10 protein-coding genes are annotated in these 13,080 nt (G+C 26.3%); all 10 read left to right on the top strand.

What is annotated here, in order from left to right:
* Positions 1–8: 8 nt before the first annotated feature.
* Genes MCRO_RS02035 through MCRO_RS01990 form a run of 10 tightly spaced genes read left to right on the top strand, consistent with a single transcriptional unit; the run spans position 9 to position 12,996 of the window.
* The gene (locus MCRO_RS02035) at positions 9–893 is read left to right on the top strand and encodes a PTS sugar transporter subunit IIC (protein WP_013054147.1); all 885 of its coding nucleotides are present in this window, start codon (positions 9–11) and stop codon (positions 891–893) included.
* Positions 880–1,761 (top strand): PTS system mannose/fructose/sorbose family transporter subunit IID, encoded by an 882-nt coding sequence (locus MCRO_RS02030; protein WP_049757055.1) that lies wholly within the window; start codon positions 880–882, stop codon positions 1,759–1,761. The genes MCRO_RS02035 and MCRO_RS02030 overlap by 14 nt, the downstream gene beginning before the upstream one ends.
* 1 nt (position 1,762) lies before the next feature.
* Entirely contained in the window at positions 1,763–2,170 is a 408-nt protein-coding gene (locus MCRO_RS02025; protein WP_013054304.1) for a PTS sugar transporter subunit IIA, read from the top strand.
* A gap of 9 nt (positions 2,171–2,179) precedes the next feature.
* On the top strand, positions 2,180–2,566 hold the full coding sequence (locus MCRO_RS02020) for a preprotein translocase subunit YajC (protein WP_148207921.1): 387 nt from the start codon (positions 2,180–2,182) through the stop codon (positions 2,564–2,566).
* A complete protein-coding gene (gene kduD, locus MCRO_RS02015) occupies positions 2,566–3,333 on the top strand; it encodes a 2-dehydro-3-deoxy-D-gluconate 5-dehydrogenase KduD (protein WP_013054250.1) in 768 nt (255 codons plus the stop codon). Before MCRO_RS02020 ends, kduD begins: the two co-directional genes overlap by 1 nt.
* Positions 3,333–3,938 carry a bifunctional 4-hydroxy-2-oxoglutarate aldolase/2-dehydro-3-deoxy-phosphogluconate aldolase gene (locus tag MCRO_RS02010; protein WP_013054633.1) on the top strand — a complete coding sequence of 202 codons (606 nt, stop codon included), beginning with the start codon at positions 3,333–3,335 and terminating at the stop codon, positions 3,936–3,938. The genes kduD and MCRO_RS02010 overlap by 1 nt, the downstream gene beginning before the upstream one ends.
* Positions 3,932–4,927 (top strand): PfkB family carbohydrate kinase, encoded by a 996-nt coding sequence (locus tag MCRO_RS02005; protein ID WP_013054128.1) that lies wholly within the window; start codon positions 3,932–3,934, stop codon positions 4,925–4,927. Before MCRO_RS02010 ends, MCRO_RS02005 begins: the two co-directional genes overlap by 7 nt.
* A 3-nt stretch (positions 4,928–4,930) precedes the next feature.
* The gene (locus tag MCRO_RS02000) at positions 4,931–8,827 is read left to right on the top strand and encodes a polysaccharide lyase family 8 super-sandwich domain-containing protein (protein ID WP_013054614.1); all 3,897 of its coding nucleotides are present in this window, start codon (positions 4,931–4,933) and stop codon (positions 8,825–8,827) included.
* Positions 8,817–11,333: a coiled-coil domain-containing protein gene (locus MCRO_RS01995; RefSeq protein WP_041594046.1), complete on the top strand. Its 2,517-nt coding sequence runs from the start codon at positions 8,817–8,819 to the stop codon at positions 11,331–11,333. Before MCRO_RS02000 ends, MCRO_RS01995 begins: the two co-directional genes overlap by 11 nt.
* Positions 11,314–12,996: a DUF2264 domain-containing protein gene (locus MCRO_RS01990; RefSeq protein ID WP_148207920.1), complete on the top strand. Its 1,683-nt coding sequence runs from the start codon at positions 11,314–11,316 to the stop codon at positions 12,994–12,996. Before MCRO_RS01995 ends, MCRO_RS01990 begins: the two co-directional genes overlap by 20 nt.
* Positions 12,997–13,080 lie beyond the last annotated feature (84 nt).

The raw sequence follows: 13,080 nt of genomic DNA, 5'->3' as shown, positions 1-13,080 counted from the left end.
AGGAAAAAATGGAAATAACAAGTGCTCAAGCCTTATTTATCGGTTTATGAGCTGCAATTGCTGTTACAGGTACTTTACTTGGAAACTATACAGCAACACCTTTAGTTTATGCAACTGGTGTAGGGATTATTCTTGGTGATATACAAACCGGAATAATCGTTGGTGCAGCAGGTCAAACTGTATGACTTGGTTTTGGAGTTAGTCAAGGTGGAGTTAGACCTCCAGATCCTATTGCGCCCGGTATATTTGCTACTGTTATAGCAATTGCCTCTAGACAATCAAGTGGTGGTGTTGCATTAGCACCAATGACAATTACTGATGCAGGAGTATTTATAGGATATTCAGTTCCTATTGGAATAATGATGCAATTATTAATTACATTCTTATTCACATTAATGTCACCAATTTCACAATTAGCTAAAAAAGCAATTGAGAATGAAAAATATTGACTATTTAAACTATATTCAAATATGTCAATGATAGTTCTTGTATTATTTACTTTCGGATTTGGAATTGCAGTAGGATTTAGTGCAAATGGTCTATCAACATTAGCTAATGAAATTCCAGATTGATTAAGAATTGGATTTAGAGTAGCTGGTGGATTGTTACCTGCTCTTGGATTTGCTTTAATTCTTAAAGTAATGATTAAAAAAGAATACATTGGATTTGTATTTATTGGATATTTCTTAACTTTAGTATTTGAAATAATAGCAACAGTTACAAAGACAAGTTTCTCAGTTTTAGGTCTTGCAATAACTGCGTTTGGATTTGTAATGATAATTGTTTCGATTGCAAAACTAGCGGGATTTGATGAAAAACTAAAAACACCTATTATGCCTATAAACATGCAAAATAATCAAAATAACAATGGAGGTCAAGATGAAGGAATCTAATACAAGAACAGACTTTGTAGAAATTAATGCAAGTCAAAATCCGAATGAAAAACTTGGTAAATTATCAATCTTGATGTACATTTGAATAGCATTTAGATCATATCTATTACAAAGTGGATTTAACTATGCTAACTTTCAAGGTTTAGGATATGCAAATGCAATTTATCCAGGACTTAAAAAAATATATGGTAAAGGTGCCAAATTAAAAGAAGCTTTACTAAATAACATTGAGTTCTTTAACTCAAACCCTCAAACATTACCATTAATAACATCTGTGCATTTATCGCTTTTAGCAAATGGACAAAGTGTTAATGATGCTAGAACAATTAAAATGTCTCTAATGGGTCCTTTAGCCGGAATTGGAGATTCACTTTCTCAATTTGCAATCTTTCCGCTATTTTCTATAATAGCTGTCGGATTTGCGCAAACAGGATCAATGTTAGGTCCAATCATCTTCCTTTTTGGAATTAATGCAGTTCTTATCGCTATGAGAGTTTCATTAGGAATTTTAGGATATAAACTTGGTGAAAGAGCAATTGGAAAATTAGCAACATCAATGCAAACAATAATTAGAATAAGCTCAATGGTTGGAGTAACAATTATTTCTGCCTTAGCTATTAGATTAACAAAGGTTAATTTCTCACTTGAATTTGCTCAAAGAATCGATGCTGGTGCAGCAGGATTCCAAGTAAAAGCAATTTCAGTTCAACAAATTTTAAATAACATTATGCCTTTAATGGCTGCTGGAATATGAGTTATGTTTATTTACTTCATGGTAACAAAATACAAATGAAGTCCATATAAAGTAATTATAGTAACTATTTTAGTAGGTATTACTTGTGGTGTATTTGGAATACTAGGAGTCTAGAATGAAAGTAGATTTTATAATCGTAGGACACGCTAAATACCCAGAAGGAATTAAGAGTGTTTTAGAATTTGTTGTAGGTATTGAAGAAAATGTATATACCTATAACATAGATGAAAACAATGAAATAAATAGTTTAAAAACTAAATTAGAAACACACTTTAATAATGATAATGCAAAGGTAATAATTGCTGATATTCCTGGAGGCTCACCTCATCAAAAAGCAATGGAATTGGCAATGAATAATAAAAAACAACAAGTTATTGTTTTCGGTGGATTAAGCACTTCAGCAATTATAGATACTTCAATAAAAGCTCTTTTATTAAGTCCGTCAGATTTCGAAACTTTAAAAAATAATTGTAAAGCTAACTTTGATAATATAGCTAGTTTTACAACATACTACAGCAATTAGAAGGTAAATATGGTCGAAAAAGTCAATATGTTTTTTGAGGAAACTAATAAATATGCATACATACAAACACAACAAATTATTTTGTATGTATTTTGTGCATTAATTACACTATATATTTTCTTCATGATGATTATTATTCCAATCTTAAAAAAGAAAAAAGATGATAAAAATCTTAAAGAAAGAGTAAAACTATACCAAGAATTAAAACCTGGTCATGAAGTTTTAATGGCTAGTGGTGTTTTTGGTGAATTAATTGATAAACAAGGTGAAATTTATTTTGTTGAGATAGCACCAAATACAGTTATTAAAGTAAATAGAAATTATATTTTAGGCTTTTATGACCAAGAAATTGCTACAAAAATTGCTAATCAAAAAAATAAAAAGAAGGAGAAATAATGGAATTTAATTTAGATTTTTTCAGTGTAAAAAATAAAGTAATTATCATTACTGGTGCTAATTCAGGTTTAGGTTTAGCATATGCTAAAGCACTTGGAAAATGTGGTGCAAAAATTGTTGTTGCTCATTATGATGACAATACGAAAGAAATAGAAGAGTATAGTAAAGAAAATAAAATTGATTTATTGCTTGTTAAAGGAGATTTAACAAAGCAAAATGATCAAAATAATTTGATTGAAAAGACTTTAGAAAGATTCTCGAAAATTGATGTCTTAATCAATAATGCAGGAACAATTATTAGAGAACCACTTTTAGAATATAGTGAAAAATCTTGAAATAGAGTAATGGATATTAATATTAATTCAGTATGGTATTTATCACAAAAAGTTGCTAACATATTTAAAAAACAAGGATATGGAAAAATAGTTAATGTGGCTTCTATGTTAAGTTATCAAGGTGGTAAATTTGTACCTGCATATACAGCATCTAAACATGCTGTTGCAGGTCTTACAAAAGCGTTTGCTAATGAATTAGCTTCATTAAATATTCAAGTTAATGCAATTGCTCCAGGTTATATTGAAACCGCAAATACAGCGCCAATTAGAGAAGATAAAGTAAGAAATGCAGAAATTCTTTCAAGAATACCCGCAGGTCATTGAGGTAAAACGGATGAGTTAATGGGAACTATAGTTTTCCTATCTTCTCAAGCAAGCGATTATTTAAATGGTGCAATCATACCTGTTGACGGTGGATGATTGGCTAGATAATGATTGAATTATTAAAGAAACATAAATTAGTAGCAGTAATTAGAGAAAACACCTATGAACAAGCCAAATACAATATTCAATTATTGATTAATAGTGGTGTAAAAATCATAGAAATTACTCTAACAACACCTAAGGCTATTGAACTAATAAAAGAATTTAGTAATAATAAAAAGGATGTTATTATTGGAGCCGGAACAGTTTTGAATACTACACAAGCACAAGATTGTAAAAATAATGGAGCAAATTTTTTGGTAAGTCCTTATTTTTCTAACGAAATAAGTCAATATGCAACCAAAAATAAGATTTCATATTTACCTGGTGTTTTCACACCTACAGAAGCATACAATGCCTTCGAACTAGGGAATAAGGTTTTAAAGGTATTTCCTTCAGGGATACTTACAAGCAAATTTATTTCTGACTTAAAAAAACCATTTCCTCAAATAGAATTTATGCCTTCAGGTGGTGTTGATTTAACAAATATTGAACAATGATTTTTAAGTGGTTGTTTAGCTGTTAGTGTAGGTTCAAATTTACTTAATGGTAATAGTGAAGAAGAAAGGTTAGTTTCTATTAAAAAATATTTAGAAATTGTAAAGAAATGATAAAAAGAGTATTAACAATTGGTGAAACTCTCATTCGATTCAACATTGATAACTATGAGAATATTTTGAAAAATAATTCTAATTATTTTATAGGTGGTGATGCTTTAAATGTAGCTTCAATGTTGGGAATTAACAATAATGATGTTGAATATTTAACTTCATTAAATTCTCAAAGCATCTTTAACAAAAAGATAAAACTTCATATTAATTCAAATAATGTAAAAACAACGTTTTCAGAAGATTCTCTTGACAGAATTGGTTTATATTATTACACACCAAAATTAGAAAATATAAATGCTACAGTTGAATACGATCGTGCTAATTCAGGTTTTTCAAAAATGATTATTGATAATAAAACACAACAAAAAATAATTGAAAGTAATTTTGATTTAGTTCATAGTAGTGGTATTACTTTAGCGGTGAATAAAAATTTTTCTATCTCCTTGTTAAATATTTATGATTCTGTAATCAAAAACGATAAAGTAACATCATTTGACCTTAATTTTAGAAAGAAATTATGAAAAAGCTATTCTGAATTTAAAAAAGCTGTATCTCCAATATTGCATAGAACTTCAATAGTTTTTGGGTGATTAAATGAAACTGATTCATATAATAAAATTGAAAATTTATCACTAATAGATTTTGAAAATCTTACAAATTACACAAGAAATAATTTCAAAAATATAAAGATTATTGTTAGCCCGTTTAAATTTAATAAAGATAATAAAACTTATGTTAAAGGGTTTGGATTTAATGAGGGAAAATTTTTTGAAACAAAAGCAATTCAATATAACGACAAGTTTCCTGTTGGTTCAGGTGATGCATTTTGTGGAATGTTTTTAAATTCATTCCTAAATAATTTAACTTTTGAAGAATCATTAATTTATGCAACAAGTGCCTATGCTGAAAAAAATAAATATCAAACCGATAGTGCACCAATATTAATTAAAGATTTAAATATCGCAAATAAAACAAATGAAATAGAGAGGTAAAATATGAAAATTAGTAAAAAGTTATTGATCATAGGTTCGATGGGAATTTTACCAGTTAGCATAATGAGCACAATTTCTTGTGTAAATAATATAGCTGATTATAAATGAAAATCAACTGACCAATATGGAAAACCAGTACCTCTTTATGCAAAAGACTTACATAAATATTTAATATTTGAACCAATTTTAGAATCAATAAATTCAATTAGTGCAAGCACTGCGGTTAAGTTATTAAACAATGCTGATATTGATATGAAAATGAATGCTTTAAAATCATTTGCTAAACTGCAAAACGATTACCTTCCAACCGATTTTGAATATTCATTAGTTGCTAAAGAAGATCATAAGTCATCTAATTCAATTGTTGTTGAGATAAATGTTCGTGAAAAGAAAAACGGTTCTAAAGACACAATATTATTAAATCTAGATGGATTTAAAAATGAAACTCGTTTGGATTTAGAACAACAAAAAATAATCAATAATAATATTTTAGAAGTAAATGGATTAAAATATCTAATTGATGACATTGATTTATCTAAATTAAGTACTGTTGAACTTAAAAATAGAACTAATGCTTATAGTTGAAGTAAAAAAATGGTTGATAAGTATAAAACCAAAAAATTTAGTAAAAATCCTCTTGCTAATTTCTTTTATTCATCAACTTTTGATAATGGAATTAAAAAGGTAGAATTAACCAATAACATTGTGACTAAGTCGTTTATGACAATTGTTAATAATGATTCAAATGTTTTAGACAATATTACAAAAGCTGAAAATGTAGATAAAAAAGATATCGACAATATCATTAATTTTATAAAATCAGAAGATACAAAAATTAAATTAGAAAGCAATTACAAAGATACTGAAAAAGTTAATCAATCAATTCAAGATATTATTAAGAATATATATAACTCTCCTATTAAAAAAGATGCTAAAACAAGTTTTATAAAAACATTTTTAAATGTTGTTTTAATCAACCATTTTAAAGAATTAAGTGATTTTATAAATAAAAACTTAAATTCAAAAACACTTGATACAAAACTTTCTGAAATGCTAAAAGAAGTTAAAAAAGACCTTGAAACTTTAAGTTCAGCAAGTCAATTAAATAATCTTGAAAACTATAAAAAACTATTTGATAAAATACATCAGCTTTATAAGTTAAGTCTTGAAGCTACCAATAAAGAAAATGCTTTAAATATTCAAAATGCTGAGTTTAATGCTATAGAAGGAGCTAATGATCTTATCTATAAAAAAGAAACTCAAGTTGTTAAAAATTCTGAAACAGATGTTATTGTTGATCCTGGTTATTCAGACGCTCCAAAAGTAAGAACAGTTATACAAAAATTACTTTATATTTCACAAGCTTATTTAATAAATGAAAAAAATAATTCTCTTTATAAAAATGAAGAATTAAAAAATATAATTTCTGAAATCATGGATGATTTTGCAACCAAATACTTTTTTGCAGGTCAACAACAATTTGTAAATTGATGATTTTATGAAATTGGAATTCCAAGAGATTTAACAAAATTACTTGGAGTGTTAAATAAGGTATTCGAAAACGAATTTACATCAAGCGATGAAAAAGTAAAAAAAGGTATTGAAGAAAAATTCGAACATTGAAGTGCTGGTATAAATTACTTTTTACCTAATGCACGTTATGGTGGTGCTGCTAAAACAGCAATTATAAATTATGTTCCTGTAACTAAAAAAAGAGTTCAAACAGGAGCTAACGTAATTGATACTGCAAAACCTATTATCGCTACAGGAATATTAAATAAAAATGTATTTCAAATAGAAGATGCATTGATGGCAATGTACGATAATTTATTTAGAGAATTTGTCAAAAATAAAGATGGATTTTATAGAGACGGATCATTTATTCAACACGATAACTTACCTTATGCAGGTTCATATGGAGAAGTTTTATATACTGGAATAGCTGATATATTTAAATATTTCGAGAACTCAAAATTTGATTTATCAAAAGATAAGAGATTTGAAAGAATTTATAAATTTACTGAATTAGCTGTAATGCCTTACATGTTTAAAATGTCTATTTCAGACGGATTAAGTGGAAGATCAATAGTAAGACTAGGACATGGTGATAAACAAAAAGGTATGAATATTTTAGGTGCTTTAACAATAATAGCGAAGAATGCACCTGAATTATATAAAGCAAGATTAGTTAACTTTATAATTGATCAAGTTAGTTCATTTACTGAAACAGATTTAAAATCATTTGCTAAAACTTATAAAATAAGAGATTTATATTTAAACAATTTAATAGATTATTTAAAAATGAATAAACTTCCAGAATTGGCCAGAGACAAGGAAGATTGGGAATTTTATGAAAGTACATATTTTAATACTTTTAATGAACCAAGCACAATAACAAACTCCTTAAATAACAAGTCAAATACACCAGTTGGAATTGATTTAGCTGAATATAATAATGGACTTGTCTTTTCAAAAAATCAAGATAGATATGTTTGAAAAAATAAAGATTTTATGTTTAATATAAATTTACATGGTAGAACAGTAGGTTTCCCAGAAGCGACACTTGGAGAAAATCTCGAATCATATTATTATTCAGATGGAGCAACTTTATTGCATACATCAAAGAATAATAACCCTTATAAGAACGAGTATTGAACAGTTATTAATCCTGAATTAATTCCTGGAACATCATCACTACACACAAGTCAATTTAATAAAATTTATTCATATAATTTTCCAGACAACTTAGGACCCGATACAACAAAGTGAAATAATCCTGACTTAGAAAAGGCATATGATGATTTTATAAACGCACTTAGAGATAAACAAAAGAAAATTGAAGATAATTTATCACTTTCAACAAACAAATCATTTAATAATGGAATTATTTTTGATGGAACAGGTTTTGTAAAAGCCATGGTTCAAAATTGAAATGGTGGTTTAATTACAAGAAAAGCTTACTTTATGATCGACAACCAAATTATTACGGTTGGTAATGTATACTATGGAAACGAATCAGGAAAAATTGTAACAACAACTATTGAAAACAGATTACAAGAAAATGAAAAAAGCGCTAAATTTAGTGAAACAAACATCAATAAGAAAAAAACATTTTTATACAGCGATTCAGTTACTAATGAAAAAAATGCCTATGTTATTTTAGAAAATAACGCAACTCATAAATTAAATCATGAAAGCAAATATCCTATAATAGCTAATTTTAATAGAAATCTTACTAAAGAAAAAAATAAGATTTCTCGTTACTATAATACTTTAAGCTTTGATCATACCGATAATAATAAATTCTCTTATTCAACAATTCCTAATTATGATGAAGCTAATAATAAGGAATATAGTCAATTGTTATCTAACTTTAAAATTTTAGTTAACAATCATGATTATATAGTTGCTTCATACAAAAAAATTATAGATGGCAAAGAAGTAACAAATTACTACATAGCTTCATTTGTTGAAGAAAACTTGTCTAAGAAAAGAAAAGATCTTTATGGTAATTATGTTGGTGACGATGTTGAATATCAAGAAAAAGTTAAAAAAGGTTTATTTATTCCTGGTCTTGATACAACAATTTACTTATACGATCCAACCACATTAGTAATTCAAAAAAATGACTTTACTAAAAAGTGAAAAGTCATTACATCTTCTGATACAAACAAGAAAAATTATGAAATATATTTTGATAAGGACTTTATTAATTTAGAAAACAAAGAAATTACTAACAATAAAATCGATTATACAAATCAAACAAATACAGAAGTAAAGATGTTTAAGAAAAATAATTCTCAAACAGGTTTTGGAATATTTAACGGCTTTGCATTAAGTAATGATATTAAACATAATACATGATTCATAATTGAAGAAAAGAGTACAAATGAAAAATAAAAAACTTATCATATTAAGTTCGTTAACATTGTCAAGTATTTTACCAATAAGCCTTGTTTCTTGTGTAAATAATAGTAACAATAATAAACAAGGTGGTAATGAGTGAAGCATTCCCAGTGATAAACCAGGAACCGGTAATGAAGAAATTAAACCTGATGTTATTAAAACAAAAACAGTTAATGATTATTTTAAAAATGTCAAAGTTAAATCAGATAAATACAAAAGTGCACTTGAATGATTAAATGCTCTTAATAAAGAATTATCTAATGATCCTAAAGCAAAATTTACTTTCAATAGATTTAGTAAGGATGATGCTATCGATGCTAAAACTTATTTACAAAGTTCTTCAGTTAAAATGTCAAGCGTAATATCCAAAGATTTTATAAGTAATGATAATAAATATTTTTCTCAATCATTAGCATATAACATAATTGCTAAAATTGATGATAAAAATACAAATAAGCTTTTAATAACTATTGCTTTATATAATCCTTTAACTGACAATGATAAAGTAAGCGAACTAAACTTAGAACATGTTTTTGAATCGGTTTCTTTAGTTAAAAAAGCATATGAAGATTTAGTTCCTGTCACACAAGAAGTCAAAGTATATTTAGCTAATAATATTGCTTATAAAACAATCGAAAGTACAAAAGTTAAATATTCAGCCTTAGAAGCAAAAATAGCTGAAGCACAAGTTTTAATTGATAAAAAAAGTGAAGTAAAGACTGATGTTGAGGCTTCTAAGTTAGCACTAAAAGCAGCAAAAGATGAACTTAAAAATGTAATTGATAAATATCAAGAAACTAATAAATTTGCTCAATTAACTAATCTAGTTGCTTCAGTAAAAAGTCAATATGTTGAATACGAAAAAGATGCAACTATTCCAGAAGTTTCAGTTAAATTAACTACATTAAAAGCTAATGTTACGGAAGCGGATAATTTTATAAAAGCAAATGTTTTTGATCAAACAAAAAATAATGATTTAGTTAAAAAGCTTAACGATTCTAAAAAGGAATTAGACGACTTAATAGCAACATTAGAAACAAAATTAAATGAATTTGCCACAAACTTTTCAAGCAAAGTTGAAATTACATCAAATAATTTAAATTTACCTCCTTCAGGAGTTCCAGTATCTAGTTTTAAAGTTAAAGATGCAAATAATTTAGCCGGTTCAATATCTACATTTAAATTAAAAGTTAATAATGCTTATGGAAGAGTATTAATCTCTACCACAGTTAAATATGGAAAATTAACAAAAGAAATTGAAGAATTTATTTTCGATAAAAAATTCAAAACAAATGACTTTGTAAACAAATGATATGCTAAAAACATTTTTGGTGATTTAGATACAATTAAAAATACTAAATTCAATAATGCAACAAAAGAATTTAATGATATTAAATTACTATCTGAAAAGTTATTAGCATTGAAAAATGTTGTTAAAACAGATGATAATAAGATTGTACTTGAAGATAATGTCGCATTATTAATAGCTGCTCAATTGTGAAGTAAAGAAACAACAAAAACTGCTGATGAAATAATTGCAAAAACTAAAACAGAATTTATTGATATTAAAACCTCTAAACTTGATTTTATTCAAAATTCAAGCAGATGATATGACTTCAGAAAACTAATTAGAATGACTATTTATGCTAACAACAACACAACCGGAAAAACAGAAGTAGCCCTAGCTACTTTAAGAGATCAGAAATTCACCACTTTTGCTAACGATTGATTTAAAGACTTAATTGAAAAATATTTCAATAAAGATACGAAAGCAGATCCTGGTAAATGAGCATTATTTGAATATTATGCACCATATAAAGTGATGGAAATATTATATTTATTAGATGCACAACTAGATGAAACAACAAGAACAAAAGCAATAGAATCACTTAATCATTTTGCTTCTTCAATATCTAAATACGGACAAATGGAAGGTTCATTAAATACAACATTAAAAGGTAAATATATAGATAAAAATCTATATGCTCAAAATTCATTCATTGTAAGAAATTATGTAAATTTACTTAATCAAGATTTAGTAAAAGCTGAACAAGATTCGAAAGATTATGTAGATTGATTAAATAATTTAGATTATTCAAAAGAATTTAATTCTTCAAATAAATACTTACAAGGTGATTTAAATAAATTAAGATTATTCACTAACTTCTTTATTGAGTTATCTAAGAACGAAAATGGTTCAGATTTAGGAATCTATAACAAAGTTAAATTAGATAAATTCTATACATGAGCTACTGAGACATACATAAAAACAGATGTTACATTTGCTAAACTAAATGAAGCAAAAGGTGAAGAACTTATGAAAAATATAGGAATTATTTATAGAATATTAGCCATAAATCCTACATTATCATCAGGATTTGTTAACATTCTTAAAGAAGGTTTATTAAAAGGTAAAGCCGAAACTGATTTAACTAATCTTGAAAAAATTAACTGAGATTTCATAAAAAATGATTGAAAAAATGTATTCTTATCTAAATAAAGATAAATCAAAAGAAATCTTAACAGATAAAGTAAGTTTTTCTACATTACTAGAAAAACTTACTAAACCACTACTAAATCATTATTCAGAAGCCAATACTCAACTCAAATGAGGAAATAGAGAAGTTGTATATAATCAACATATAGTTGGTATCGAAGGATTTAGTAGAGTATTATGAGGATATTCATCATTGTTATCATGTAATGATGAATTTTCTAAATCTCAAACATCTCAAGAGTTTTTTAATCGAACGGTTGAAGGATTAAAAAATGCAACAAACTCATCAAACACAAAATATAATTGAGAAAAACCTGGTGATTTTAATCAAATATATGTTGAAATGGGAGCTATTTCATTGTTTCTGTTGTTTAATGTCGATAAAATTAAACAATGCTTTAATAAACAAGAATTAAATGACTTAATTGAATATTTATCTAATATTAATACCCATGATTTCAGTAAAAACAATTGACAATTTTTTAAAGTTTTAGTAAACATAGCAATTTATAAATTGAATAAACGAAAATACAATGAAAAATATTTATTTGAAGCACTTGAAAATATAGAAAAATGTTATATTGGTTCAGGTTGATATTATGATGGAAGACCAAATCAAAAAGATTATTATATAGGTTGAGGATATCATTATTATGGTTTAATTTTCAATTACTTCATGAAGAATGAATATCCCGAAATTGCAAGCAAATTCACCAAGAGAGCTATACTATTTTATGAAGATTATAAGTACTTTTTCGATATAAATGGTATGCAAATTCCTTTTGGAAGATCCTTAATTTACAGATTTGCTGCAAGTAGTTATTTTTCAGCGTTAGCACTAAACAAAATATATCCTAATGGTATTAATGAGTTAAAATGATTCATCACTAAGAACATAACATTTTTTACAGACAATAAAGAAAATTTTGATGATGAAAGTAAATTAAATCTTGGCTTTTGTTATGAAAATCATACATTTTTAGAAGAGTATAATTCTAATACAAGTCCTTATTGAGCACTGAAGACATTTATTATTTTGGCTCTTGATAAAAAAGACGAATTTTGAAAAGCTGAAATCAAAACTCCTGTATGAGAAAAACAAAGAAAAATTGATGCAATAAATTCTATTATTTATACAACTCCAGAACATCATAAAATACTATTTAATTCAGGTCAATATGCAAAGTTTAATCCTAAATTTAATCAAGAAAAATATACTAAAGAAACCTATACTACATTATTTGGTCCTTCTATAAGTAGTAATTATTTAGAAAATGATATGCAACTTTATCTATCAAAAGATGGATTAAATTGAGAAACTAAGAAAATGCCATTATACCAAAAAATAGAAGGCGATAAAGTAGTATCTATTTACAAATACGACTGTGCACAAGTAAAATGTGAAAAGTGATTTGATTTAGAAACCAATAAAATTAATATTGTTTATTCTATAACCGGAGAAGAAACTGAATGGTTTTACTCTTTTTCAGCAATACTGTTGCCTACATTTAAATTATTTTTAAATAATAAAGAATTAAAAGAAACAATATTTAATACTAAAAACACAAGTCTTACTAAAAAAGATTTAAGAATAATAAATGTAAAAAGTGATGAAAAACACAACAATAAAATATTAAAATTTGAATACCTTTTATCAAAAAACTAAGATACAAAATTAGAAAAAAGCAAAATACATCTAAGCAATTTGCTTTTTTTAATTACTTACTTATTATTAAAAATAATATAAAAT

This window comes from Mycoplasma crocodyli MP145 (assembly GCF_000025845.1).
GTDB classification, from domain to species: Bacteria; Bacillota_I; Bacilli_A; order Mycoplasmatales; family Metamycoplasmataceae; genus Mycoplasmopsis; species Mycoplasmopsis crocodyli.
The sequence above is the reverse complement of the archived record's forward strand: the minus strand, read 5'-3'. Positions and strand labels throughout refer to the sequence as shown.